Here is a 26,865-nt window from a genome sequence, read left to right on the forward strand (position 1 = left end):
TCTCACGCGGATTCCGGGCACAATCACTGGGTAGACCTATGAGGGGAGCGGGATGACCGTCACGCCAGGGGTGCTGGGTGAGGTGCTGGGCCGGATCAGGGTGGTCGACACGCGACTGGTGTGCGTCGACGGGCCGGCTGGTTCGGGCAAGACGACGCTGGCGGCACAGCTCGCGGACGCGCTGGAGGCCCCGGTGATCCACATGGACGACCTCTACGAGGGCTGGGCGGCCGGCCCCGACGGCGGCGCCGAGAACCTGCGCCGCTGGGTGCTGGACCCGCTGGCCGCGGGGGAGCGGGTCCGCTACCGGCGCTACGACTGGGTCGCCGGCGCCTGGGCCGAGTGGCACGACGTGCCGCCGTCGGCCCACGTGGTGGTGGAGGGCTGCGGCGCGGGCGCGCGCCAGGTGGACGCGCTGGGCGCGTTCCGCATCTGGGTCCAGGCCGACGACGCCGAGCGGCTGCGCCGCGGCCTGGCCCGCGACGGCGAGGACGCCCGCGAGCACTGGCTGCGCTGGATGGCCGACGAGGCGGAGCACTACGCCCGCGAGCGCACCCGGGAACGCGCCGACCTGCACCTGGACGGCGTCGGCACGCTGATCTGATGGGGCGGACATCCCGGGAGTTCTTCGACCGGCCCGTCGTCGACGTCGCGCGCGACCTGCTGGGCGCCACGCTCACCCGCCGCACCGCCGACGGCGTCGTCGCGCTGCGGATCACCGAGGTCGAGGCGTACGACGGGACCAACGACCCCGGCTCCCACGCCTTCCGCGGTCCGACCCGGCGCAACGAGACGATGTTCGGCGAGCCCGGGCACCTGTACGTGTACCGCCACCTGGGCCTGCACTACTGCGCCAACGTGGTCTGCGGGCCGGAGGGAGCGGCGTCGGCGGTGCTGCTGCGGGCCGGCGAGGTGACCGGCCCCGGCCCCGAGGGCGTCGCGCTCGCCCGGCGTCGGCGGCTCGCCTCCGGCGTCGCCCGCACCGACCGCGACCTGGCGCGCGGCCCCGCGCGCCTGACCGTCGCGCTCGGCCTCGACCTGTCCGACGACGGCGCCGACGTCACGGACCTGGAAGGTGCGGTGGTGCTGGACGTGCCGTCGGCGCCGTCGGGCAGCGTGCTGACCGGGCCGCGCGTGGGCGTGAGCGGCGACGGCGGCCGCGCGGACCTGTACCCCTGGCGGTTCTGGCTCGACGGCGAGCCGACCGTCTCGGTCTACCGGGCGGCCGCGCCGCGTCGCACGCGAACCTAGGACCCCTATGCCTAGTGCTGCTAGGGTAGGCATCCCTAGCAGCACTAGGCATAGGAGTGCAGGTGCACATCGACAAGGATCTGGTCGCGGCGTCCGCCACGCCGCTCGTCCTCGGCATCCTCGCCGACGGCGAGTCGTACGGCTACGCGATCCTCAAGCGCGTCAACGAGCTCTCCGGCGGCCGCATGGAGTGGACCGACGGCATGCTCTACCCCCTGCTCCACCGGCTCGAACGCCTGGAGTACGTCAAGGCGACGTGGGGCACCTCCGACGTCGGACGGCGGCGCAAGCACTACGCGATCACCGCGTCGGGCCGGGAGGCGCTCGCCGAACGGCGTCAGCAGTGGGCCGTCGTGTCCGACGCGCTCAAGCAGGTCTGGCAGGACGTCCAGCCCGGACCCGCCGTCGCCGAGGGGTGGGCCTGATGAGCGACCAGAACGCGAACGACGGCGGGCAGCCCCGGTTCGGCCGGCCCCGGAGCGAACCGACCGAGCCGGCCGAGCCGGCCGAGCACGTCGTGCTCGAGGAGCAGATCGACCTGTGGCGCGGCTACGTCCAGCGCCGCCGAGCCATCTCCGCCGCCGACGTCGACGAGATGGAGGACCACCTGCGCGGCCAGGTCAGCGACCTGACCGCGAGCGGGCTGGAGGACGAGGAAGCCTTCCTCGTGGCCGTCAAGCGCATGGGCAACCTCGACGAGGTCTCCCGCGAGTTCGCCCGCGAGCACTCCGACCGGCTCTGGAAGCAGCTCGTGCTGGTCCCCGAGGAGCCGGGCGACGGCGGCCGCTGGCGGGAGCTCGCCGTCGTCCTGGCGCTCGCGGTCGGCGCCGGCATCGTGCTCAAGGTGCTGCTCGCCGCGACGGTCGGCAACGAGCTGGTGCTCGTGCGCAACGGCGTCTTCGCCGTCCTGCCGTTCCTCGCCGGCTACTTCGTGTGGAAGCGGCACGTGCCGTGGCGGGTGAGCGCCCTGCTGGTCGCGATCACGACGGCGTTCGCGCTCGTGGTCAACCTCTACCCGTTCGAGCCCGGCGAGTTCGACGGGGCCGGCATGACCGAGTTCCTCGCGATCACCCACACGCCCGTGGTGCTCTGGCTGCTCCTCGGCGTCGTCTACGCGGGCGGCGCCTGGCGGTCGGGCGCGCGCCGCATGGACTTCGTGCGGTTCACCGGCGAGCTGATCATCTACCTCGCGCTCATCGCGCTCGGCGGCATGCTGCTCATCGGGCTCACCTTCGGCACGCTCAGCCTCGTCGGCGTCGACTTCGGGCCGGTCTTCGCGGACTGGCTCCTGCCGTTCTGCCTGCCCGGCGCGCTCCTGGTCGGCGCGTGGCTGGTGGAGGCCAAGAAGAACGTCGTCGAGAACATCGCCCCGGTGCTGACCCGGGTGTTCACGCCGCTGACCATCGTCATGCTGGTCGCGATCTTCGTGGTGCTGCTCGTCAACGGGCCGCTCACCGACGTCGACCGCGACCTGCTCATCCTCATGGACGCGATCCTCGTGCTGGTCCTGTTCCTGCTGCTGTACTCGATCTCGGCGCGCGACCCGCTCGCGCCGCCCGGGATCTTCGACTGGATGCAGCTCGCGCTGGTCGGCGCGGCGCTCGCGGTGGACGCCGTCGCGCTGACCGCGATGCTCACCCGCATCGCCGAGTTCGGCTTCACCGCCAACAAGGTCGCGGCGCTCGGGCTCAACCTCGTGCTGCTGGTCCACCTCGCGTGGGCGGCGTGGCTCGCCACGGGCTTCGTGCGCGGCCGCCGCTCGTTCGGCGCGATCGAGCACTGGCAGACGCAGTACCTCCCGGTCTACGCGATCTGGGCGTCGATCGTGGTGATCACGTTCGGCCCGATCTTCGCCTTCGCCTGACCCGCCCCACCCCACCCCACCCAACCCAACCCGTTCGTTGAGTGCTGGGTATTCGCCCTTTTCCGTGCGCCGGAAGGACGAATACCCAGCACTCAACGAGCGCCGTCAGGCGGGGTAGGTGTCCTTCAGAACGCGGGCCAGGTGGCGGACGATCTCCCGCGGGCCCGAGCGGGCCGTGCCCTGCTCGACGTCGCTGTTGTAGTTCGTGTTGGTGTTCACGTCGTACGTCAGCACCCGGCCGTCGGCCGTCCGGATGTTCTCGATGCCCGCGACCTCGATGCCGTGCCGCCGCGTGAACTCCAGGTACTTGCCGACCACGGGGTCGTCGTAGCCCTCGCGCTCGGAGAACAGCCCCCACTCCTCGTCGGGCGCCATCGAGACGGTCGCGCCCACCGGCATGATCGGCCGGCCGGTGACCGGGTCGACGGCGCAGGCGTCGGCGGGGCAGAGCTGGAACCCGCCGCGCTCCGTGTCGCCGCGGACGGCGTAGACCATCTCGCCGCCCACGAGCTCGACGCGCGTGATGCCGCCGTCGGCCGCCACGACGTACTCCTGGACCAGCGTGATGCCGTCCACGGGCTCCTCGTACTCGTCGGAGGCCACGTACTGCGCGAGGTCCTCGAACGTGTCGAACTTGCGCACGCCCAGGCCCTTGCCGCCCTGGTTGTGCTTGGTGACGAACGGCGTCGGGAAGCCCTGCGCGGCCTTCAGCACCTGGTCTCGGCCGACGGCGGCGATCGTGCGCGGGGTGTCGATGCCCGCGGCGCGGAGCGCGGTGAGCTGGTCCACCTTGCTCATCTCGAGCTCCAGCACGCGGCGGCCGTTGACCGTGCGGCGGCCGTACGCCTCCAGCCAGGACAGCACCGCGCGCGAGTAGTCCTTGGTCAGGCCGTGGTCGCGCGTGTGGCTGCTCGCCGAGATGCGGGACCAGAAGATGCCCTCCGGCGGCGCCTCGTCAAGGTCCAGGACGCCGTCGGTCAGCACCCACTCCACGTACTCGACGCCCTCGGCCGCGAAGGCCTCGGCGAACGGAGGGAACCACTCGGGGTTCTCGTGCAGGGCATAGATCTTCGGGACGCTCACAGGAACCTTCCGCGCACATGGCTGCCGGCTATGGGACCCATCGATCCTTTCACGCCGTCAGTGCAGGTCGGCTGTGTCCTGCGGCACAGCCGGCTCCCGGTTTTCCGACGACGGCGCCCCCGTCGCCTCGTCCGACGCCGCAGTCTCCGACGCCGCAGGCTCCGGCGCCCGGTCGATCTCCGCGAGCGACCGCCGCGCCGCCGGGACGGCGAGGAGCGCGCCCAGCACCACGACGAGCAGCACCCCGGCCAGGACGAGCAGCGACTCCACGGAGAACTGGTCGGCCAGCGGCCCGAACACGACCATCGACAGCGGCATGGCGACCGTGATCACGATGCCGACGAAGCCGAACACCCGGCCCTGCATCTCCGGCTCGACGCGCTCCTGGATGATCGTGAACGCCGGGGTGTTCAGGGCGGCGAACATGATGCCGATCAGCAGGCCGAGCCCGAAGAACACCCACATGTTGGTGGACAGGCCCAGCCCGGCGACCAGCACGCCGGTCAGGAGCACCGAGCCGACCATGAGCCGCACCCGCCGCTTGATCCGGGGCCCGACCGTCGCCATGATGATGCCGCCGAGCAGCATGCCGCCGCCCCAGAACAGCTCGTTGGCGGTCAGCTTCCACACCTCGTCGCCGAACGTGCGGGTGACCATCAGCGGCGTGAGGTAGCTCGGGGCGCCGACCAGGAACATGACCAGCGCGAACAGCGCGACCAGCCACTTCACGGGGGCGTTGGCGCCGATGTAGCGCACGCCGGCCGCGAGGTCGCCGAAGTAGCTGACCGGCCCGTCCGCGCCGTCGGCCCGGACCAGGCGCGGCACGGTGACCAGGGCGAGCATCCCGACGCCGATGAGCGCGGTGGCCGCGTCCACGAAGAACACCGCGACGATGTCGAAGGACGCGTAGATCGCGGCGGCCAGGGCCGGGGCGAGCAGCATCATGCCCGACTGGATCGACTGGAACATCCCGTTGACCCGCATGAGCTGGTCGGCCGGCACGATCTGGGGGATCATCGCGCTCACGGCGGGCGTCTGGATGCCCGCGAACACCGAGCGCACCGCCAGCGCCACGTAGATGACCCACAGGTCGTCCACGCCGCTGAGCATGAGCAGCGCCAGGCCGAGCGTGACGACGGCGATCGTGGTGTCCGCGCCCATGATCAGCAGCTTGCGGGAGTGCCGGTCCGCCCAGACGCCGCCGAAGATCGAGACGAACGCCTGCGGCAGCATGCCGAACACGATGCTGAGCATGAGCACCGAACCCGACCGGGTCTCGATGGTCAGGTGCCACATGACGGCGAACTGGACCAGCATCGAACCCAGCAGCGAGATGGTCTGTCCGGTCAGGAACAGCCCGACGTTCCGCTTCCAGTGGGGCATGTCCGTGGCGCTCATCGCTCGATCCTGCCCGACGTCCCGGCCTGCCGCAGAGCCTTTTTCGTATCCATGCGACGTCCGACGGCGGAGCACTGCCGAACTCATCGGTCGTCGCCGTAGTTCATCGTCCGGATGGACCACGAGGCCAAGAGGTATGACGTATCGCCCCGGTAGCCCTCGACCGGTGGGTCCAGCAGGTGACCAGGGCTATCGGAGCACGCTGGATCGGTGCTATAGATTCGATGAATCGCCACCGCAGCCGTTTCCAGGAGGAGTTCCCGTGACCGCAGCCCTTGAGTTCGACGGCGTCCGCGCCATCGTCACGGGAGGGGCGTCCGGCATCGGCGCCGCCGTCGTGACCGCCCTGCTGGAGCGCGGCGCCCAGGTCGTCGCGATCGACCGCGCGTCCGACGGCGTCCCGCAGGGCGCGTCCGGAGAGGTCGCCGACGTGACCGACGACGCCGCCGTGCGCGCCGCCGTCGAGGCCGCCGCCCGGCGAATGGGCGGCATCGACGTCGTCGTCAACAACGCCGGGATCGGCGCCCAGGGCACCGTCGCCGACAACGACGACGCCGAGTGGCTGCGCGTGCTCGACGTGAACGTCCTCGGCATCGTCCGGGTCACCCGCGCCGCCCTGCCTTACCTGCGCGCCTCGGCGCACGCCGCCGTCGTCAACACCGCGTCGATCGCCTCCTGGACCGGGCTGCCGCAGCGCGCCCTGTACTCCGCCAGCAAGGGCGCCGTCCAGGCGCTCACCCTCGCGATGGCCGCCGACCACGTGCGCGAGGGCATCCGCGTGACCTGCGTGAACCCCGGCACCGTCGACACGCCCTGGGTGGGCCGCCTGCTCGACGCCGCCGCCGACCCTGAGGCCGAGCGCGCCGCCCTGGAGGCCCGCCAGCCCACCGGCCGGCTCGTAAGCCCCGAGGCCGTCGCGCACGCCGTGTGCTACCTCGCCAGCCCGCTCGCCACGGCCACCACCGGCACGGCGCTCGCGGTCGACGGCGGCATGCACGAGCTGCGCGTCCGCCCGCCAGAGCAGCCCTGAGCCCACCCCCGCAAGAACGCCCGCAAGAACGCACCCAGTACCCGCACCGAGAACGAGGACACGATGCACCTGCTCCGCCTGGGCCCCGCCGGCCAGGAGATCCCCGCCGTCACCTCCGACGGCGTCACCTACGACCTGCGCCCGCTCACCTCCGACGTCGACGGCACCTTCCTCGCCGCCGACGGCGTGGCGCGCACCCGGGCCGCGCTCGCGGCGGGGGAGCTGCCCGTGCTCGACGGCGCGGACGGGCTGCGCCGCGGGGCGCCGGTCGCGCGGCCCGCCGCCGTCGTCTGCATCGGGCAGAACTATGCCGCGCACGCGCGCGAGTCCGGCGCGGAGCCGCCGCGCCTGCCGATCGTCTTCTTCAAGCACCCCAACACGATCGGCGGCCCGGACGACGCCGTGCCGCTGCCGCCCGGCGCCGAGAAGGTCGACTGGGAGGTGGAGCTCGCGGTCGTGATCGGCCGGCGCGCGAGCTACCTGCCGTCGGTCGAGGCGGCGCGCGAGCACGTCGCGGGCTACACGGTGGTGGACGACGTCAGCGAGCGGGCGTGGCAGCTCGACGACTCGCTCGGCCAGTGGTCCAAGGGCAAGTGCGGCCCGGGGTTCCTGCCCACCGGCCCGGCGCTCGTCCCGGCCGACGAGGTGGACCCGGGCGCCCTGCGGCTGCGCTCCTTCGTCAACGGGGAGCCGCGGCAGGACTCGTCGACGGCGGACATGATCTTCGGTGTCGCCGAGATCGTGCACCATCTGTCGCAGTACATGGCGCTGGAGCCGGGCGACCTGATCTGCACGGGCACGCCCGAGGGCGTCGCCCTGTCGGGCCGCTTCCCGTACCTGCGGGACGGCGACGTCGTCACCCTGGAGATCGAGGGCCTCGGCCGCCAGCGCCACGCGTTCACCACCACGAGAGGAACTGCCTCATGACCGGCAGCGGAACCACCGAGCGGCTCGTCTTCGTCGGCGACTCGATCACCGACGCGGGCCGCGACCGCGCGGACGCCACCTCGCTCGGCGACGGCTACGTACGCCTCGTCGCGGCCGCCCTGCCCGGCGCCCAGGTGCGCAACCTCGGCATCGGCGGCGACCGCGCCGTCGACCTGGAGGCCCGCTGGGACCGCGACGTCGCGGCGAGCGCCCCCGACGTCCTCACCCTGTACGTGGGCGTCAACGACACCTGGCGTCGGTTCGACGCCGACGACCCCACGAGCGCCGAGGACTTCGAGGCGACGTACCGCCGGCTGCTGGACCGGGTGCCCGGCAGCCCCCGCCTGGTCCTCGTCGAGCCGTTCCTGCTGCCGGTGCGGCCGGAGCAGCAGGGCTGGCTCGACGACCTCGCCGGCAAGCGCGAGGTCGTGGGGCGGCTCGCGGCCGAGACGGGGGCCACGCCGGTGCCGCTGCACACGGTCCTCACCGCCGCCGCGGAGCACGCGGGGGCGCAGGAGCTCGCCCCCGACGGCGTGCATCCCACGCCCGCGGCGTCGCAGCTCATCGCGGACGCCTGGCTGGCGGCCCACCGCTCGGGTGCGCCGTCGGCGGCCGACGGAGGCGCCAAGAGGAGTGCCTGACGCAAACCGGGACAAGTCGGCAATCACCCGGCGGAAGTCGGGAACGGGCCGACGTTCTCGTTAGCATTTGCCCGTGAGATCGGCATGGTTCGAGGCGGCGACGGCACCCAGCGCCATCGGGCGCGAGGCCCGCGAGGTGGCGTGGGACGCCACCCCGCTGGGCCCGCCCGACACCTGGCCGGAGTCGCTGCGGCACGCCGTCCGGCTCTGCTTCTCCACGCGGTTCCCCGTGATGATGGTCTGGGGCCCCGACCTGACGCTGATCTACAACGACGGCTACCGGGAGATGCTCGGCACGGACAAGCACCCGGGTGCGCTGGGCGGCCCCGCGCGCGTCGTCTGGGCCGAGATCTGGGACGACATCGGCCCGCTGTTCGACGCCGTGCTGACCACGGGGCAGCCCACGCTCAGCCGTGACCTGCTCCTGCTGATGAACCGCTCCGGTTATGACGAGGAGACCTACTTCACCTTCTCGTACAGCCCCCTGCTGGACGACGACGGCCGGGTCGTGGGCGTGCTCGACATCGCGACGGAGACCACGCTCGAGGTGATCAACCAGCGACGCCTGGTCGCGCTCGGCGAGGTGCACGCGACCCTGCCCACGACGTTCACCGACCTGCGTACCTTCGCGCTGCCCGTGCTCCGGGTGCTGTCCCGCAGCGGCGACATCGCCCGCGCCGCGCTGTACGACGTGCGTGGCCCGGGGATCGTCCTGGAGACCGGGCAGGCCCGGGAGCCGGCCGAGCTGGCCGCCGTCCTGCGGGCGCTGCGCTCCGGCCGGCGCCAGGTGGCCCCCGGCATGGTGGTCAAACCCGTCCGCTCGGGCCACGACAGCACGATCCTCGCCGTCCTCGTGCTGCGCGCCACGGTGGTGCGGCCGTGGGACGCGGACTACGTCCGCTTCATGGTCGTGCTGTCGACGACGGTCGCCGCGGCGCTGCGCGACGTCGTCCGCCGCCGCGTCAACGACGACGCGCTGCAGCTCCGGGCCGCCCGCTCGGAGGAGGAACGCAACCGCGCCACCGAGGTGTCCCTGGCGCTGCAGCAGGCCGTGCTCACCGAACCACCGCAGTTCGACGGCCTCGAGGTCGTCGTGCACTACCAGCCGGCCGCGGCCGAGCGGGACATCGGCGGCGACTGGTACGACGCGTTCGCGACCCGGGACGGCGCGACGACCCTCGTGATCGGCGACGTGATCGGGCACGACCTGCGCGCCGCCGTCGCGATGGGCCAGCTCCGTGCGCTCGTACGCGCCATCGGCTACGACAGCCAGGGGACGCCCGCGCGGGTGCTGGAGCGCGTGGACGCCGCCATCGACGGCCTCGCGCTCGGCAACGCCGCGACCGCCACCGCCCTGGTGGCCCGCGTGGAGCAGGCGACCGGCCGGTCCCGGACCGTGCGGTGGTCCAGCGCCGGGCACCTGCCGCCCATCCTGGTCCGGGCCGACGGCACGAGCGAGATCCTGCGGATACGCAACGACCTGCTCCTCGGCATGGACTCCGGTGCGGCCCGGCAGGACCACGCGGTGGACCTGTGTCCCGGCGACACGCTCGTGCTCTACACCGACGGGCTGATCGAGACGAGGACGGCCGGCCTGCGCGCCCGGCTGGACCAGCTCGCCAAGGTGCTCGAGGGAACCCACGACGCCGCGCTCGGCGTCGTGGTCGAGACGGCCCTGTCCGGCATGCTCTCGACCGACGTCGACGACGACGTCGCGATCGTGATCGTGCGCGCCGCCGCGGAGCCGGCGTCCCACGAGGAGTGGTGAGGGGCGAGCCCCGCCCCGCCGTCGGGCAGACTATGACGTGCGGGCAGACGAGCCCGCAGTCCCATGAAACTCGCAGTCCCATGAAACAAGGAGCATCCACGGTGACCCACATCTTCGACGAGCTGCAATGGCGAGGCCTGGTGGCGCAGTCCACCGACGAGGCCGCGCTGCGTTCTGCACTGTCGGAGGGCACCGTGGACTATTACGTGGGCTTCGACCCCACGGCTCCGTCGCTGCACATCGGCAACCTCGTCCAGATCCTCACGGCACGCAGGCTGCAGGACGCCGGCCACCGGCCCTACCTGCTGGTCGGCGGCGCGACGGGCCTCATCGGCGACCCCCGCGACTCGGGCGAGCGCACGCTCAACTCGCCCGAGATCGTGGCGAGCTGGGTCGAGCGCATCCGCGCCCAGATCGAGCCGCACCTCTCCTTCGAGGGGGGCAACGCCGCGAGCATGGTGAACAACCTCGACTGGACCGCCCCCATGTCCGCGATCGAGTTCCTGCGCGACATCGGCAAGCACTTCCGGATGGGCACCATGCTGTCCAAGGACATCGTGGCCCGACGGCTCGCCTCGGACGAGGGCATCAGCTTCACCGAGTTCAGCTACCAGGTGCTGCAGGGCATGGACTACCGCGAGCTGTACCGGCGGCACGGCATCACCCTGCAGCTCGGCGGCAACGACCAGTGGGGCAACCTGCTGGCCGGCGTCGAGCTGATCCGCAAGGCGGAGGGGGTCGGGGCGCACGCCCTGACGACGCCGCTCATCACCAAGGCGGACGGCACCAAGTTCGGCAAGTCCGAGGGCGGCTCCGTCTGGCTCGACCCGGAGATGACCAGCCCGTACGCCTTCTACCAGTTCTGGCTCAACCAGGCCGACGCCGACGTCGTGAGCTACCTCAAGGTGTTCACCTTCCGCTCCCGCGACGAGATCGCGGAGCTCGAGCGGGAGGTCGCCGAGCGGCCGTTCGCGCGCGAGGCCCAGAAGGCGCTCGCGGGTGACGTGACCACGCTGGTGCACGGCGCCGGGGCGACGGAGGCGGTCATCGCGGCGAGCCAGGCGCTGTTCGGCCGCGGCTCGCTCGACGACCTCGACGTGCGCACCCTCGCGGGCGCGGTCTCCGAGCTGCCGCGCGTGACGGCCAAGGCCGGCGACCTGGTCGCCGACCTGATGGTCGGGTCCGGCCTGGTCGCGTCCAAGGGCGCCGCGCGGCGCGCGATCGCCGAGGGCGGTGCGTACGTGAACAACGTCAAGGTCACGTCCGACGACGCCGCGCTCGCTCCCGAGGACCTGCTCCACGGGCGGTACGCGGTGCTGCGCCGGGGCAAGAAGACCCTGGCGGTCGCCGCCTCGGAGTGACTGCCCGACCGGTTTCCTGACCGGCCCGCCATGCACGACGGCGGCCGCCCGCTCACCAGCGGGCGGCCGCCGTTCGTGTGCCCGGACCTTCTTTCCGGCCGCGGTGCGTGCCGCGGAGCACGGTCTTGCCCGATTCCGGGCAAGAAGTTGCTGTTCGCCGTCCGGATGGGTGATGCTCGGCGTCATGACGACGTCTCCTGATCTCGTCGCCCAGGTGGCGGCGACCACCGGCCTCACGCCCGCCGAGGCGGCGCGGGTCGTCGGCGACGTCGTCGCCTACCTCGCCGAACCGGTGGAGGACGTCGTCCGCCGCCGGCACGCCGAGCTGAAGACGCACGGGGCGAAGAACCCCGAGATCTTCGCGCGCATCGCCGCCGAGCTGGAGCAGCGCGTCGTCGCGGCGCCGCGGCTCACCGAGCGGCAGCTGCGCCGGATGATCTACGGCTGAGCCCCGCGCCCATCACGTCGAAGGAGCACCATCATGTGTGGAATCGTCGGTTACATCGGCGGCCAGAACGCCGCCCCCCTGCTGGTCGAGGCGCTCGGCAGGCTGGAGCACCGCGGGTACGACTCCGCGGGCGTCGCCGTCGTCGGCTCCCAGCTCAAGGTCACCAAGCGCGCCGGCCGGGTCCGGGACCTCGCCGAGGTGCTGCCCAAGCGGATGTCCGGACGCGTCGGCATCGGCCACACCCGGTGGGCGACGCACGGTCCCGCGACCGACGTGAACGCGCACCCGCACACCGACATGAGCGGCACGGTCGCCGTCGTGCACAACGGCATCATCGACAACGCCGCCGCGTTGCGCGCCCGCCTCACCGGCCAGGGCATCGAGCTCGCGAGCGACACCGACACGGAGGTGTTCGCCCACCTCGTCTCGCTGTCCACCGCGGACACGCTGGAGGGCAAGGTGATCGACGCGCTCGACGCGGTGGAGGGCACCTACGGGCTCGCCGTCGTCCACGCGGACTTCCCCGACCGGGTGGTGGTGGCGCGCAACGGCAGCCCGCTGCTGGTCGGCGTGGGGGAGAAGGAGATGTTCGTGGCCTCGGACCTTGCCGCCCTCGTCCGCCACACCACCACCGTCGCCCACCTGGCCGACGGCGAGCTGGCGACCGTCACGGCCGCGGGCTTCACCACGTTCCGCCGGGACCTGACCCGCACGCAGACCACGGCCCGCGAGGTCGACGTCGACCCCAGCGCCTACGAGCACGGCCAGATCGACGGCCGCCCGCGCATGTACACCGAGATGCTGGAGCAGCCCGCCAGCGTGGAGCGCGCCCTGCGCGGCCGGCTGGACGAACGCTTCGCCACCGCGCACCTGGGCGGCCTCGAGATGGACGCCCGCGCGCTGCGCGCCGTCCGCCGCGTCAAGATCCTGGGCTGCGGCTCGGCGTACTACGTGGGACAGATGGGGGCGTCGCTCGTCGAGGAGCTCGCCCGCGTCCCCGCCGACGCCGAGGCCGCGAGCGAGTTCCGCTACCGCGACCCCGTCATCGAGCCCGACACCCTGTATGTCGCGGTCAGCCAGTCGGGCGAGACCATCGACACGCTGCTGGCCGTCGAGGAGATCAAGCGCAAGGGCGGCCACGTCATCGGCCTGGTCAACGTCGTCGGCTCCGCGATCGCCCGCGCCTGCGACGGCGGCATCTACCTGCACGCCGGGCCCGAGATCGCCGTCGCCTCCACCAAGGCGCTCACCACCATGTACGTGGGCTTCGCCCTGCTGGCCCTCCAGCTCGGCCGGGTCCGTGACCTCTCCGTCGCCGACGGGCGCCGGCTCGTCGCCGGCCTGCAGGCCCTGCCGGCCCAGATCGAGCAGGTGCTCGACGGCGAGGAGCGGATCGCGGAGGCTGCCAAGGCGCTTGCGGCCGCCGAGAGCCTGTTCTTCGTGGGCCGCGTGCGCGGCTACCCGGTGGCGCGGGAGGGCGCGCAGAAGTTCAAGGAGATCAGCTACCGGCACGCCGAGGCGTACCAGATGTCCGAGCTGAAGCACGGACCGCTCGCGCTCATCTCGCCGGAGGTGCCCACCGTCGCGATCGTGCCCGACGACGAGCTGACCGACCGGAACGTGGCCGCCCTGCACGAGATCGACGCGCGCGGCGGCCCCCTCGTGGTCATCACGCACGCCGGCGTGGACCTGGGGGAGCTGCGGGCGGAGCGCATCGACGTGCCCCGCAACGAGCGGGAGCTCGACCCGCTGCTCCTGACGGTCCCGCTCCAGCTGTTGGCGTATCACGCGGCGCTGACGCTCGGTCATGACGTGGACAAGCCGCGGAACCTGGCGAAGTCCGTCACCGTGGAATGACGTCGCCTGCGGGTGCGCGGGCGCCTGTCTCGTCACCGGTGACGGCGGCGAGACATGCCTCGCGCACCGCCGCGCACGTCGTACGCACGCTGATTTTGCGTGGACAGCGATCGCTGTGTACTGTTCCCGTTGTTCGCCCGACAGGGAGACACGGACAGGAAGCGCTTAGGGCGTGACTGGCCGGTCCCGGGGCGGAAACCACTCCAGATCTTGCAGGTGGCTTCGTGCGCTTCGGATCTGGGTGGGGCTTGCCGGACAGGCGCCCCGTTGCTTCGCTTCTGATCGTTTCTGACCAGGATGCTTGCGCCGGGGAGCGTGGTAGGGTAAGTTACAGAGGTTGCCTCCGAACGAGGATGACGCGGTTTGCACCGCGGTCCACTTCGGATGGTTCCCTTCCTCTGCGGATCATCAAGGTTTCTGACTTTGAATGGTCGGCGAAAAATGGGATCAGAATTCCTTCGGTTGCTCGAAGAATTCTCTCGGCCACTGCGGCCGGCGGGGATTTGGAAAAGTCCGAAAGGGCCTGGTAAGTTTAAGTCACTGCCCCGGACAGGGAAGCGAAACAGTAGGAATCGTGACTCTGACGGTGTGCGTCGGTTGTTTGAGAACTCAACAGTGTGCTTGATAGTCAATGCCAATCATTTGACTCTCAGCGTTTCAGGTCGCATCACCATTCGGTGATGGGCGGGGATGGTGGGGGTCGTTTTTTGGATCGGATTGAAACCAGTTTGGTTTTGGTCTGGCCAGTATCATTGTTCGCACCCACCTGGTGGGTGTGGATGTTTCTCTTTTACGGAGAGTTTGATCCTGGCTCAGGACGAACGCTGGTGGCGTGCTTAACACATGCAAGTCGAACGGTGAAGCCCAGCTTGCTGGGTGGATCAGTGGCGAACGGGTGAGTAACACGTGAGCAACCTGCCCTCCACTTCGGGATAAGCCTTGGAAACGAGGTCTAATACCGGATACGAGCACTTACCGCATGGTGGGTGTTGGAAAGTTTTTCGGTGGGGGATGGGCTCGCGGCCTATCAGCTTGTTGGTGGGGTAATGGCCTACCAAGGCGTCGACGGGTAGCCGGCCTGAGAGGGCGACCGGCCACACTGGGACTGAGACACGGCCCAGACTCCTACGGGAGGCAGCAGTGGGGAATATTGCACAATGGGCGAAAGCCTGATGCAGCGACGCCACGTGAGGGATGACGGCCTTCGGGTTGTAAACCTCTTTCAGCAGGGAAGAAGCGAGAGTGACGGTACCTGCAGAAGAAGCGCCGGCTAACTACGTGCCAGCAGCCGCGGTAATACGTAGGGCGCAAGCGTTGTCCGGAATTATTGGGCGTAAAGAGCTCGTAGGCGGTCTGTCGCGTCTGGTGTGAAATCCCATGGCTCAACCATGGGCTTGCATCGGGTACGGGCAGACTAGAGTGCTGTAGGGGAGACTGGAATTCCTGGTGTAGCGGTGGAATGCGCAGATATCAGGAGGAACACCGATGGCGAAGGCAGGTCTCTGGGCAGTTACTGACGCTGAGGAGCGAAAGCATGGGGAGCGAACAGGATTAGATACCCTGGTAGTCCATGCCGTAAACGTTGGGCACTAGGTGTGGGGCGGGTTCCACTCGTTCTGTGCCGCAGCTAACGCATTAAGTGCCCCGCCTGGGGAGTACGGCCGCAAGGCTAAAACTCAAAGGAATTGACGGGGGCCCGCACAAGCGGCGGAGCATGCGGATTAATTCGATGCAACGCGAAGAACCTTACCAAGGCTTGACATGTACGAGAAAGCCCCAGAGATGGGGTTCTCTTTGGACACTCGTACACAGGTGGTGCATGGTTGTCGTCAGCTCGTGTCGTGAGATGTTGGGTTAAGTCCCGCAACGAGCGCAACCCTTATCCTATGTTGCCAGCGGGTTATGCCGGGGACTCATGGGAGACTGCCGGGGTCAACTCGGAGGAAGGTGGGGATGACGTCAAATCATCATGCCCCTTATGTCTTGGGCTTCACGCATGCTACAATGGCCGGTACAGAGGGCTGCGATACCGTGAGGTGGAGCGAATCCCAAAAAGCCGGTCTCAGTTCGGATCGGGGTCTGCAACTCGACCCCGTGAAGTCGGAGTCGCTAGTAATCGCAGATCAGCAACGCTGCGGTGAATACGTTCCCGGGCCTTGTACACACCGCCCGTCAAGTCACGAAAGTTGGTAACACCCGAAGCTCACGGCCCAACCCCTTGTGGGAGGGAGTGGTCGAAGGTGGGACTGGCGATTGGGACTAAGTCGTAACAAGGTAGCCGTACCGGAAGGTGCGGCTGGATCACCTCCTTTCTAAGGAGCTCATCTCCACCAGGCCCCGGACACCGGGGACGCCTTGCCGCCCCTTGTGGGTGGTGGTGCTGGTGGCAGAGGCCATGCCCAGGCCGTACGCGTCTGGGGTGGTTGCTCATGGGTGGAACATTGACGAAGAGTCACCTGGTGGTGACTGCTGCTAGTACGCCGACCCCTTGGGGTGGGAAGGAACGTGGTGGTCGTCGCACGGGTTGGCTTGCCAAGCACACTGTTGGGTCCTGAGGCAACCGGCCGCCTCACGTACTGCTGGTCTTGCTCTTCGGAGCGGGCGGGTGGGATGTGAGTGTGGGTTGAGTGTTTCTGGAGGACACGGGTCACTGAGTGGCATACCAGACCAGCCGGCTAGCCGGTGTTGGTGGTTGCGGATTGCTCTGGTGGGTTCGTCCGTTGCTTGAGAACTGCATAGTGGACGCGAGCATCTTTGAATTTTTCCAAGACTGCTCCGTGACGTAACTGATCGGCGGGGTTTACTTCGTCTGGTTGGTGGTCGTGTGAGCATGTGGTCTTGGTTTCTGTGATTGTAGGTTTGCTGAAGTTTTTAAGGGCACATTGGTGGATGCCTTGGCACTAGGAGCCGAAGAAGGACGTTGTAGCCTGCGATAATCCTCGGGGAGTTGGCAGACGAGCTGTGATCCGAGGGTCTCCGAATGGGGGAACCCAGCCGAAGTCATGTTCGGTTACCCGCGCCTGAATGTATAGGGCGTGTGGAGGGAACGTCGGGAAGTGAAACATCTCAGTACCGACAGGAAGAGATATTCCGTGAGTAGTGGCGAGCGAAAGCGGATGAGGCCAAACCGTATGCGTGTCAAGCTGTCAGGCGTTGCGTGTGCGGGGTTGTGGGACCTTCCGGGAGAATCTGACAGTTTTCCGGCCAGTAAGAAAGTCGTGTCATAGTCGAACCGGGTTGAATACCGGACCGTAGTGGGTGGGAGTCCCGTAGACGAAATGGTGCGGCCTGGTGGAGGGGATCCCAAGTAGCACGGGGCCCGTGAAATCTCGTGTGAATCTGGCAAGACCACTTGCTAAGCCTAAATACTACCTAGTGACCGATAGCGGACAAGTACCGTGAGGGAAAGGTGAAAAGTACCCCGGGAGGGGAGTGAAATAGTACCTGAAACCGTGTGCCTACAATCCGTCGGAGCCTCCTTGGTAGGGGTGACGGCGTGCCTTTTGAAGAATGAGCCTGCGAGTTAGTGCTCGGTGGCGAGGTTAACCCGTGTGGGGTATCCGTAGCGAAAGCGAGTCCGAATAGGGCGTCCATAGTCGCCGGGTCTAGACCCGAAGCGAAGTGATCTAGCCATGGGCAGGTTGAAGCGCCGGTAAGACGGCGTGGAGGACCGAACCCACCAGGGTTGAAAACCTGGGGGATGACCTGTGGTTAGGGGTGAAAGGCCAATCAAACTTCGTGATAGCTGGTTCTCCCCGAAATGCATTTAGGTGCAGCGTCGCGTGTTTCTTGCCGGAGGTAGAGCTACTGGATGGCTAATGGGCCTCACCAGGTTACTGACGTCAGCCAAACTCCGAATGCCGGTAAGTGCAAGCGCGGCAGTGAGACTGCGGGGGATAAGCTCCGTGGTCGAGAGGGAAACAGCCCAGATCACCGGCTAAGGCCCCTAAGCGTGTGCTCAGTGGGAAAGGATGTGGAGTTGCACAGACAACCAGGAGGTTGGCTTAGAAGCAGCCACCCTTGAAAGAGTGCGTAATAGCTCACTGGTCAAGTGATTCCGCGCCGACAATGTAGCGGGGCTCAAGCACACCGCCGAAGCCGTGGCACTCACATTGCGTTTGATCGCAAGCCCAGCATGCGCCCTTGTGGTGTGTGTTCAGGTGTGTGGGTGGGTAGGGGAGCGTCGTGTGGGCAGTGAAGTCGCAGGGTGACCTAGCGGTGGAGCCTACACGAGTGAGAATGCAGGCATGAGTAGCGAATGACGGGTGTGAATCCCGTCCGCCGAATGACCAAGGGTTCCAGGGCCAGGTTCATCCGCCCTGGGTAAGTCGGGACCTAAGGCGAGGCCGACAGGCGTAGTCGATGGACAAGGAGTTGATATTCTCCTACCGGCGAAGTACCGCCCATACCGAGCCCGGTGATACTAACCATCCCGAGCCCACACCGTCCTCTTCGGAGGGCATCGTGGGGGAGGCGTGGGACCTGATCCGGTAGTAGGTAAGCGTGTTAACAGGGGTGACGCAGGAAGGTAGCCAGGCGTGGCGATGGTTGTCCACGTCCAAGGTTGTAGCCCGACACCTAGGCAAATCCGGGTGTCATATGAGGGTGAGAGCTGATAGTGACCGTGTATGCGGGAATCTGGTGATCCTATGCTGCCTAGAAAAGCCTCGACGCGAGGGACTAGCCGCCCGTACCCTAAACCGACTCAGGTGGTCAGGTAGAGAATACTAAGGCGATCGAGAGAATCGTGGTTAAGGAACTCGGCAAAATGCCCCCGTAACTTCGGGAGAAGGGGGGCCTGAACCGTTAACCCACTTGCTGGGGGACGCGGGGAGGGCCGCAGAGACCAGGGAGAAGCGACTGTTTACTAAAAACACAGGTCCGTGCGAAGTCGCAAGACGATGTATACGGACTGACGCCTGCCCGGTGCTGGAAGGTTAAGAGGACGGGTTAGCTTCGGCGAAGCCCAGAATTTAAGCCCCAGTAAACGGCGGTGGTAACTATAACCATCCTAAGGTAGCGAAATTCCTTGTCGGGTAAGTTCCGACCTGCACGAATGGCGTAACGACTTCTCCGCTGTCTCAACCGCGAACTCGGCGAAATTGCACTACGAGTAAAGATGCTCGTTACGCGCAGCAGGACGGAAAGACCCCGGGACCTTTACTATAGCTTGGTATTGGTGTTCGGTGCGGTTTGTGTAGGATAGGTGGGAGACTGTGAAGCTCGGCCGCCAGGTCGGGTGGAGTCATTGTTGAAATACCACTCTGATCGCTTCGGATGTCTAACCTCGGTCCGTAATCCGGATCAGGGACAGTGCCTGGTGGGTAGTTTAACTGGGGCGGTTGCCTCCTAAAATGTAACGGAGGCGCTCAAAGGTTCCCTCAGCCTGGTTGGTAATCAGGTGTCGAGTGCAAGTGCACAAGGGAGCTTGACTGTGAGACCGACAGGTCGAGCAGGGACGAAAGTCGGAACTAGTGATCCGGCGGTGGCTTGTGGAAGCGCCGTCGCTCAACGGATAAAAGGTACCCCGGGGATAACAGGCTGATCTTGCCCAAGAGTCCATATCGACGGCATGGTTTGGCACCTCGATGTCGGCTCGTCGCATCCTGGGGCTGGAGTAGGTCCCAAGGGTTGGGCTGTTCGCCCATTAAAGCGGTACGCGAGCTGGGTTTAGAACGTCGTGAGACAGTTCGGTCCCTATCCGCTGCGCGCGCAGGAAACTTGAGAAGGGCTGTCCCTAGTACGAGAGGACCGGGACGGACGAACCTCTGGTGTGCCAGTTGTTCCGCCAGGAGCATGGCTGGTTGGCTACGTTCGGAAGGGATAACCGCTGAAAGCATCTAAGCGGGAAGCCTGCTTCGAGATGAGGTTTCCATACACCTTGTGTGTGAGAGGCACCCAGCAGACCACTGGGTTGATAGGCCGGATGTGGAAGCAGGGACTGAAGACCTGTGGAGCTGACCGGTACTAACCTGCCGATAACTTCATCACCACACTCACACGAGCTAAAAATTAAGTTCATTGCGTGTCGCGTCCACTATGCGGTTCCCGAGTCACGGGCACCAACCCCTACCAACACCACTGGCTTCATCGCCGGCAGAGTGTTGGACGCGGGGGTTGCCTGGTTCTCGATAGAGTTACGGTGGTCATAGCGTGGGGGAAACGCCCGGTCCCATTCCGAACCCGGAAGCTTAGCCCTACAGCGCCGATGGTACTGCCCTGGTGACGGGGTGGGAGAGTAGGACGCCGCCGGACAACCATTCCCAGCAGGGGGTGGGAGCAGGTCGCAACAGCGACCCAGCTCCCACCCCCTTCTGCATGCCCAAGAACGGCGCCCCTCTTCCGCCTTGTGGAATGCTGGTTCCGTCAGCCGACAGGTCTGACGTTCCGATGGGGAGGGCGACGTGGCAGAACCTGGTGTGCAGTCGGTCGAGCGGGCGCTCGACCTGCTCGAGATGTTGGCCGAGCACGGCGGCGACGCAGGCCTGAGCGAACTCTCCGAGCAGTCCGGACTGCCCCTGGCGACCATTCATCGTCTGATGCGCACTCTGGTCGCCCGCGGCTACGCCCGCCGGCTGCCCTCGCGCCGATATGCACTCGGCGCCCGCGTGATGGGACTCGGCGACGCCGCCGGCCGTCAGCTCGGCTCAGGCGCCCGGCGGCACCTGGCGCGTATCGCACGAGAGCTCGGGGAGACCGCGAACCTGGCGATGCTCGACGGCGAGATGGCCGTCTACGTGGCCCAGTCGGCGTCGTCGCACTCGATGCGGATGTTCACCGAGGTGGGCCGGCGCGTGCACCTGCACAGCACGGGTGTCGGCAAGGCGCTGCTGGGCGAGCTGCCCGACGCCGCGGTCCGGGACATCGCCGCCCGAGCCGGGCTCGAGGCCGCCACCGACCGGACGATCACCGACGTCACGGCGCTGCTCGCCGCCGTCGGCGAGATCCGGGAGCGCGGGTACGCCGTGGACGACGGGGAGCAGGAGGTCGGTGTGCGGTGCTTCGCCGTCGTCGTGCCGGGGGTGCCCGTGCCCACGGCGCTGTCCGTGTCCGGGCCGGCCGCCCGGGTGTCGTTCGAGTTCGGCGAGCGTGCGGTGCCGCTGCTGCACGAGGCCGCGCGGGAGGTCGCTGCGGAGCTCTCCGGGAGCTGACCGACCGCGGAAGCGTTGACCGGGCGTCGTCGGGCACCTAGTGTTTTCGCTAGGAAGTATTTGGTTTCCGCATCGTGGAATTAGCGATGGAATCAGCGGGAGCTCAGCCCGATCGACCAAAGGACATCGACGTGGACACTCCGGACGGCCTGACGATCACCGGCGACATCGCACCCCGCGCGGAGGAGGTGCTCACCCCGCAGGCGCTCGGCCTGATCGTGGCCCTGCACCGCGAGCTGGACGACCGTCGGCTCGAGCTGCTGGAGGCGCGGCGACGGCGGGTCGAGGACCTGGCTGCCGGCGGCACCCTGGACTTCCTGCCCGAGACGCGGCACATCCGCGAGGACCCGACGTGGCGCGTCGCCCCGCCGGCGCCCGGCATCGAGGAGCGGCGCTGCGAGATCACCGGCCCGACGGACCGCAAGATGACGATCAACGCCCTGAACTCCGGGGCGAAGGCGTGGCTCGCGGACCACGAGGACGCGAACACGCCGCAGTGGAGCGCCGTCGTGGGCGGGCAGCTCAACCTGCTCGACGCGATCAACCGGAACATCGACTTCACCGGCGAGAACGGCAAGCACTACGCCCTCAAGCCGGACGCGGAGCTGGCGACGATCATCGTGCGTCCCCGCGGCTGGCACCTACCGGAGAAGCACCTGCTGGTGGACGGGCGTCCGGCGTCGGGCAGCCTGGTGGACTTCGCGCTCTACCTGGCCACCGCCGGGCTGCGGCAGATCGAGAAGGGGCAGGGCCCGTACTTCTACCTGCCCAAGATGGAGTCGCACCTGGAGGCGCGGCTCTGGAACGACGCGTTCGTGCTGGCCCAGGACTTCCTCGGCATCCCGCGGGGCACCATCCGCGCCACCGTGCTCATCGAGACCTACCCCGCGGCGTTCGAGATGGAGGAGATCCTCTACGAGCTGCGCGAGCACAGCGCGGGGCTGAACGCCGGGCGCTGGGACTTCATGTTCTCCGTCATCAAGTCGTTCCGGACCCGCGGAACCGACTTCATGCTGCCGGACCGCAACGCCGTCACGATGACCGTGCCGTTCATGCGCGCCTACACGGAGCTGCTGGTCAAGACGTGCCACACCCGGGGCGCGCACGCGATCGGCGGCATGGCCGCCTTCATCCCGAGCCGCGACGAGGAGGCCAACGCGGCGGCGTTCGCCAAGGTCCGCGACGACAAGACCCGCGAGGCGAACGACGGCTTCGACGGGTCGTGGGTGGCCCACCCGGGCATGGTCGACCTCTGCACGGAGGTCTTCACGTCGGTGCTGGGCGACCGGCCGAACCAGATCGACCGCACCCGCGAGGAGGTGCAGGTCACGGCGGCGCAGCTGCTCGACGTCGCGTCCACACCCGGGGACGTGACCGAGGCGGGGCTGCGCAACAACATCTCGGTGGGCATCCAGTACCTCAAGGCCTGGCTCGGCGGGCTGGGTGCCGTCGCGATCTTCAACCTCATGGAGGACGCCGCGACCGCGGAGATCTCCCGGTCCCAGGTGTGGCAGTGGCTCCACAACGACGTCACGCTCGCCGACACCGGGCACCAGGTCACGCGCGAGCTGATCGACCGGATCGTCGAGGAGGAGATCGCCAAGCTGCCGGGCGACCCGGCAGACTACGCGGAGGCGAAGCAGACGTTCCTGGAGGTGGCGGTCGCCGACGACTACGCCGACTTCCTCACCCTCCCGGCCTACGCCCGCATGCCCTGACCTTCCTCGTTGAGTGCTGGATATTCGCCCTGCAAATCGGATTTGCAGGGCGAATATCCAGCACTCAACGCGGGGCGAAAACCGTGCAACGAGGAGGTTGCCGTGGGTGTCAGCGAGTCAGGATTGTCCGGCGTCGTTGCCGAGCTGGTGGGCGCGCTCGGGGTGGAGCGGGTGATCACCGACCGTCAGCGGCGGCGGACCTATGAGTGCGACGGGCTCGCGGCGTACCGCGTGATCCCCGGGGTCGTGGTCCTGGCGCGGGACGCGGACGACATCGCGGCCGCGGTGCGGGCCTGTGCGCGGCACGGCGTGCCCTTCGTCGCCCGCGGGTCGGGCACCGGGCTGTCGGGCGGTGCGCTGCCGCACGCCGAGGGCGTGCTCGTGGTCATGTCGCAGATGCGCGCGATCCGGGAGGCCGACGTCGCCAACCAGCGGGCCGTCGTCGAGCCGGGGGTGATCAACCTGCACCTCACCGCCGCGACCAGCCCCGACGGCTACTACTTCGCGCCCGACCCGTCCAGCCAGTCGGTGTGCTCGATCGGCGGCAACGTCGCCGAGAACTCGGGCGGCGCGCACTGCCTCAAGTACGGCTTCACCACCAACCACGTCACCGGCGTGGACCTGGTGACCCCGGGCGGCGAGCTGGTCGAGATCGGCGGCAAGGCGCCGGACCCGCCCGGGTACGACCTGCTCGGCGCGCTCGTCGGCAGCGAGGGCACGCTCGGCATCGTCACCGCGGCCACGGTGCGCCTGACCCGGCTGCCGCAGGAGGTCCGCACCCTGCTCGCGGCCTTCCGCACCATGGACGACGCCGGGGCCGCCACCTCCGCGATCATCGCGGCCGGCGTGGTCCCCGCGGCGATCGAGATGATGGACGCCCTCGCGATCGAGGCCGCGGAGGCCGCCGTGCACTGCGGCTACCCGGCCGGCGCGGGCGCGGTGCTCGTGGTCGAGCTGGACGGCCCGGCGGCGGACGTCGCGGGGGAGTTCGACGACGTCGTCCGGCTGTGCGAGGCCGCGGGCGCGTTCGAGGTGCGGGTCGCGGCGGACGACGACGAGCGCGCCCTGATCTGGAAGGGCCGCAAGTCCGCGTTCGCGGCGGTCGGCCGGATCAGCCCGGACTACATCGTGCAGGACGGCGTGATCCCGCGGACGGCACTGCCGCTCGTGCTGCGGCAGATCGCCGAGCTGGGCGAGAGCGCGGGCGTGCGGGTGGCGAACGTGTTCCACGCGGGCGACGGCAACCTGCATCCGCTGGTCCTGTTCGACGGCGCGGTCGAGGGCGCCGTCGACCGCGCGGAGGCGGTGGCCGGCGGCATCCTCGACCTGTGCCTGGAGCACGGCGGGTCCATCACGGGCGAGCACGGCGTGGGCGCCGACAAGGCCAAGCACATGCCACGCATGTTCACCGCCGACGACCTCGACACGATGCAGGCGGTGCGCTGTGCCTTCGACCCGGACGGTATCTCCAACCCCGGCAAGGTGTTCCCCACGCCGCGGCTCTGCGGGGAGCGGCCCGGGCGGCACCAGGGCGCGCACCCCCTGACGGAGTCCGGTGTGGCGGAGGTCTTCTGATGGCGGACCTGGGGCGGCTCGCCGACGCGCTGCGGCAGCACGGCGGCGAGGTGCGGGAGGCCGGGCCCGACGACGTCGTCGACGGGGTGCCGGCCACGGCGGTGGCGCGGCCGGCGTCGGCGGAGGGGGTGGCGGCCGTGCTGCGCGAGGCGACCGCGCAGGGGATGGCCACCGTGGCGCGGGGCGCCGGGACGGCGCTCGACTGGGGCGCCCCGCCCGAGCGCGCCGACCTGATCCTGGACACGACGGGCCTGGACCGGCTCGTGGAGCACGGCGCGGGCGACCTCGTGGTCGTGGCCGAGGCCGGGCTGCCCGTCTCGTCGCTGCTGGAGACGGTGCGCGGCGCGGCGCAGGAGCTCGTGGTGGACCTGCCGCCCGGACGCCTGGTGGGCGGGTCCACGGTCGGCGGCCTGCTGTCGACCGGCGCGTCCGGCCCGCGGCGCCTGCAGCGCGGCGGGGTCCGGGACCTCGTGCTCGGCGCGACGGTGGTGCTCGCCGACGGCACGCGGGCGTCGTCGGGCGGCAAGGTGGTCAAGAACGTCGCCGGGTACGACCTCGCCAAGCTGCTGACCGGCGCCTACGGCACGCTCGGCATCGTGGTCCGGGCCGCCTTCCGGCTGCACCCGGTGCGGCCGGACCGGGCCTTCGTCGTCGGTTCCGGCCCCTTGGCCGACGTCGCCGCGCGGGCCCGGGACGTCGTCGCCTCGCAGCTCGCGCCCGCCGCCGTCGAGATCGACCGGCCCGCGGGGAGCGACGTCGCCGAGGTGGCGGTGCTGCTGGAGGGTACGGGGGACGCGGTCGGGCAGCGGGCCGGTGCCGTGGCCGGGTTGGTGGGCGGGCGGGTTCAGGACGGGCCGCCTGGGTGGTGGGCGGAACTTCCGGGGGTCTCGGTGGGCGGCTCTTCGCGGGTTGAGCCTGTCGAAACCGGGGTCTCGACAAGCTTGACCAGCGGTGGCTCGACGGGCGGGGTCCCGCGGGTTGAGCCTGTCGAAACCCGTGGGGTGACGCTTGCCAAGGCGACCGCCACGCTCACCGGGGTGGCCGCACTTCTCACGGCCGCGCGCGACGCCGAGCAGCGGTACGACGTCGGGATCGCGCTGCGCGGGACCGCCGCCGGGGTGCTGCACGCCGCGGTGACGGGGACGCCCGAGGCGACCGCGCTCGCCGTCGGGCACCTGCGGGCGGCCGCACCCAGCCCGCGGGAGGGGACCGTGACGGTGCTGCGCGCGTCGCGCGAGGTGCGGACCGCGATCGACGCGTGGGGTCCCGTGGGCGGGCTCGACCTGATGCGGGCGATCAAGCGGCAGCTCGACCCCGGGCGGAACCTGGCACCCGGCCGATTCGTGGGAGGCATCTGATGACCGAGGCGAAGCCGGACCTGCTGGGATCGTTCGACGGTCCGGGGAGTGACGGGACCGGGTCTGACGGGCAAGGCGCCTTCGACGGGCACCATCCGCCGGCCCGCGCGCTGGTGGACGACTGCGTGCACTGCGGGTTCTGCCTGCCCGCCTGCCCCACGTACTCGCTGTGGGGCGAGGAGATGGACTCCCCGCGCGGCCGGATCCACCTCATGAAGCAGGGCCTGGAGGGCGAGCCGATGTCGGCGGCGCTCGTGCAGCACGTCGACGCGTGCCTCGGCTGCATGGCGTGCGTGACGGCGTGCCCGTCGGGGGTGCAGTACGACAAGCTCGTCGAGGCGACGCGGCAGCAGGTCGAGCGGCGCGGCGCCGAGCACCGGACGCGTGGGCAGCGGCTGCTGCGGTCGGCGATCTTCGCGCTGTTCCCGCGTCCGGAGCGGCTGCGGCGGGTGCTCCCGCTGCTCGCGGCATACCAGCGCTCGGGTCTGTCGCGGCTGGTGCGGCCGGTGCTCGGGCGGATCTCGCCCACGCTGGCGACGATGGAGGCGGTCGCGCCGCCGGTGGGGCCACGCGTCCCGGTGCCGGCGCGCCTGCCCGCCGTCGGGGAGCGGCGGATGACGGTGGGGCTGCTGCTGGGCTGCGTGCAGCGGGAGTTCTACCCGGGCGTCAACGCCGCGACCGCGCGGGTGCTCGCGGCGGAGGGGTGCGACGTCGTCGTGCCGCCGGACCAGGGCTGCTGCGGCGCGCTGTCCGTGCACGCGGGGCGCGAGGCCGAGGGGCTGGACTACGCGCGGGCGCTGATCGACGCCTTCGAGGACGCCGGCGTCGAGCGGATCGTCGCGAACTCGGCCGGGTGCGGGTCCACGATGAAGGACTATGCGGACCTGCTCGCCGACGACGCCGCGTACGGGGAGCGGGCCGCCTCCTTCGCGCGCCGCACCCGGGACGTCGCCGAGGTGCTGGCGGAGCTGGAACCCGTCGCGCCGCGGCACCCGCTGCCGCTGACCGTGGCCTACCACGACGCCTGTCACCTGCGGCACGCACAGGGCGTGAAGGCCCAGCCACGCGCGGTGCTCGCGACGATCCCGGGGCTCGTGGTCAAGGAGATTGCCGAGGGAGACATGTGCTGCGGGTCGGCCGGCATCTACAACCTGACCAACCCGGAGCCGGCACGCGAGCTGGGGGACCGCAAGGCCGCGCACGTGGCGGCGACCGGCGCCGAGCTGCTGGTCACGTCCAACCCGGGCTGCCTGCTGCAGATCACGGACGCGCTGACCCGGCAGGGACGGGCCATGCCGACGGCGCACATGGTGCTGGTGCTCGACGCGTCGCTGCGCGGCGTCGGGCCCCAGGAGCTGCTGGGCTAGGGGCCGGCACTGAGTTCGGTCGGTTGCGTCGAGACCGGTCCGATGATGGACCGATCTCGGGGCAACGG

General features: G+C 69.2%; 18 protein-coding genes and 3 rRNA genes. 19 read left to right on the plus strand and 2 right to left on the minus strand.

What is annotated here, in order from left to right; genetic code table 11:
• Nucleotides 1–52 precede the first annotated feature (52 nt).
• The 4 genes from FHX71_RS05330 (at nt 53) to FHX71_RS05345 (ending at nt 3,115) form a co-directional block, all read left to right on the plus strand.
• Complete coding sequence (locus FHX71_RS05330) at nt 53–604, plus strand: uridine kinase family protein (protein WP_182614751.1); 552 nt, start codon at nt 53–55, stop codon at nt 602–604.
• A complete protein-coding gene (locus tag FHX71_RS05335) occupies nt 604–1,251 on the plus strand; it encodes a DNA-3-methyladenine glycosylase (RefSeq protein ID WP_182614752.1) in 648 nt (215 codons plus the stop codon). Before FHX71_RS05330 ends, FHX71_RS05335 begins: the two co-directional genes overlap by 1 nt.
• Before the next feature lie 62 nt (nt 1,252–1,313).
• On the plus strand, nt 1,314–1,676 hold the full coding sequence (locus tag FHX71_RS05340; RefSeq protein ID WP_182614753.1) for a PadR family transcriptional regulator: 363 nt from the start codon (nt 1,314–1,316) through the stop codon (nt 1,674–1,676).
• Complete coding sequence (locus FHX71_RS05345; RefSeq protein WP_246402236.1) at nt 1,676–3,115, plus strand: permease prefix domain 1-containing protein; 1,440 nt, start codon at nt 1,676–1,678, stop codon at nt 3,113–3,115. The genes FHX71_RS05340 and FHX71_RS05345 overlap by 1 nt, the downstream gene beginning before the upstream one ends.
• Nucleotides 3,116–3,220: 105 nt before the next feature.
• On the opposite strand, the gene FHX71_RS05350 is transcribed toward FHX71_RS05345, so the two are convergent.
• Together FHX71_RS05350 and FHX71_RS05355 are read right to left on the minus strand one after the other, a co-directional pair.
• Nucleotides 3,221–4,198 carry an ATP-grasp domain-containing protein gene (locus tag FHX71_RS05350; RefSeq protein WP_182614754.1) on the minus strand — a complete coding sequence of 326 codons (978 nt, stop codon included), beginning with the start codon at nt 4,196–4,198 and terminating at the stop codon, nt 3,221–3,223.
• A 57-nt stretch (nt 4,199–4,255) separates the two neighbouring features.
• Complete coding sequence (locus FHX71_RS05355) at nt 4,256–5,596, minus strand: MFS transporter (protein WP_182614755.1); 1,341 nt, start codon at nt 5,594–5,596, stop codon at nt 4,256–4,258.
• 262 nt (nt 5,597–5,858) lie between these two features.
• Between FHX71_RS05355 and FHX71_RS05360 the strand changes: the two genes are divergently transcribed.
• The 15 genes from FHX71_RS05360 (at nt 5,859) to FHX71_RS05430 (ending at nt 26,797) form a co-directional block, all read left to right on the plus strand.
• On the plus strand, nt 5,859–6,626 hold the full coding sequence (locus FHX71_RS05360; RefSeq protein ID WP_182614756.1) for an SDR family NAD(P)-dependent oxidoreductase: 768 nt from the start codon (nt 5,859–5,861) through the stop codon (nt 6,624–6,626).
• 63 nt (nt 6,627–6,689) lie between these two features.
• Nucleotides 6,690–7,553: a fumarylacetoacetate hydrolase family protein gene (locus FHX71_RS05365; protein WP_182614757.1), complete on the plus strand. Its 864-nt coding sequence runs from the start codon at nt 6,690–6,692 to the stop codon at nt 7,551–7,553.
• Nucleotides 7,550–8,194, plus strand: a complete 645-nt coding sequence (locus FHX71_RS05370) for an SGNH/GDSL hydrolase family protein (protein WP_182614758.1) — start codon at nt 7,550–7,552, stop codon at nt 8,192–8,194. The genes FHX71_RS05365 and FHX71_RS05370 overlap by 4 nt, the downstream gene beginning before the upstream one ends.
• A 73-nt stretch (nt 8,195–8,267) precedes the next feature.
• Nucleotides 8,268–9,962, plus strand: a complete 1,695-nt coding sequence (locus tag FHX71_RS29950; protein ID WP_182614759.1) for a SpoIIE family protein phosphatase — start codon at nt 8,268–8,270, stop codon at nt 9,960–9,962.
• A 101-nt stretch (nt 9,963–10,063) separates the two neighbouring features.
• Nucleotides 10,064–11,323: a tyrosine--tRNA ligase gene (tyrS, locus tag FHX71_RS05380; RefSeq protein WP_312876932.1), complete on the plus strand. Its 1,260-nt coding sequence runs from the start codon at nt 10,064–10,066 to the stop codon at nt 11,321–11,323.
• Nucleotides 11,324–11,507: 184 nt separating this feature from the next.
• Entirely contained in the window at nt 11,508–11,771 is a 264-nt protein-coding gene (locus FHX71_RS05385) for a hypothetical protein (protein WP_182614761.1), read from the plus strand.
• A 33-nt stretch (nt 11,772–11,804) separates the two neighbouring features.
• Nucleotides 11,805–13,628 (plus strand): glutamine--fructose-6-phosphate transaminase (isomerizing), encoded by a 1,824-nt coding sequence (glmS, locus tag FHX71_RS05390; RefSeq protein ID WP_182614762.1) that lies wholly within the window; start codon nt 11,805–11,807, stop codon nt 13,626–13,628.
• Between the two features lie 789 nt (nt 13,629–14,417).
• Nucleotides 14,418–15,940: ribosomal RNA gene (locus tag FHX71_RS05395) — 16S ribosomal RNA — on the plus strand.
• A 549-nt stretch (nt 15,941–16,489) separates the two neighbouring features.
• Nucleotides 16,490–19,619: ribosomal RNA gene (locus FHX71_RS05400) — 23S ribosomal RNA — on the plus strand.
• Between the two features lie 147 nt (nt 19,620–19,766).
• Nucleotides 19,767–19,883: ribosomal RNA gene (rrf, locus tag FHX71_RS05405) — 5S ribosomal RNA — on the plus strand.
• Together the 16S, 23S and 5S rRNA genes form the textbook arrangement of a ribosomal RNA operon.
• 149 nt (nt 19,884–20,032) lie before the next feature.
• Nucleotides 20,033–20,779, plus strand: coding sequence for an IclR family transcriptional regulator (locus tag FHX71_RS05410; protein WP_182614763.1), 747 nt, complete (start codon nt 20,033–20,035; stop codon nt 20,777–20,779).
• Nucleotides 20,780–20,865: 86 nt separating this feature from the next.
• Entirely contained in the window at nt 20,866–22,497 is a 1,632-nt protein-coding gene (gene aceB / locus FHX71_RS05415) for a malate synthase A (protein WP_220489511.1), read from the plus strand.
• Nucleotides 22,498–22,599: 102 nt separating this feature from the next.
• Nucleotides 22,600–24,072: an FAD-linked oxidase C-terminal domain-containing protein gene (locus FHX71_RS05420; RefSeq protein ID WP_312876933.1), complete on the plus strand. Its 1,473-nt coding sequence runs from the start codon at nt 22,600–22,602 to the stop codon at nt 24,070–24,072.
• Entirely contained in the window at nt 24,072–25,430 is a 1,359-nt protein-coding gene (locus FHX71_RS05425) for an FAD-binding oxidoreductase (RefSeq protein WP_182614765.1), read from the plus strand. Before FHX71_RS05420 ends, FHX71_RS05425 begins: the two co-directional genes overlap by 1 nt.
• The gene (locus tag FHX71_RS05430; protein WP_182614766.1) at nt 25,430–26,797 is read left to right on the plus strand and encodes a heterodisulfide reductase-related iron-sulfur binding cluster; all 1,368 of its coding nucleotides are present in this window, start codon (nt 25,430–25,432) and stop codon (nt 26,795–26,797) included. Before FHX71_RS05425 ends, FHX71_RS05430 begins: the two co-directional genes overlap by 1 nt.
• The last annotated feature ends 68 nt before the right edge of the window (nt 26,798–26,865 follow it).

Origin of the sequence: Promicromonospora sukumoe, assembly GCF_014137995.1 — a bacterium.
Taxonomy (GTDB): Bacteria; Actinomycetota; Actinomycetes; order Actinomycetales; family Cellulomonadaceae; genus Promicromonospora; species Promicromonospora sukumoe.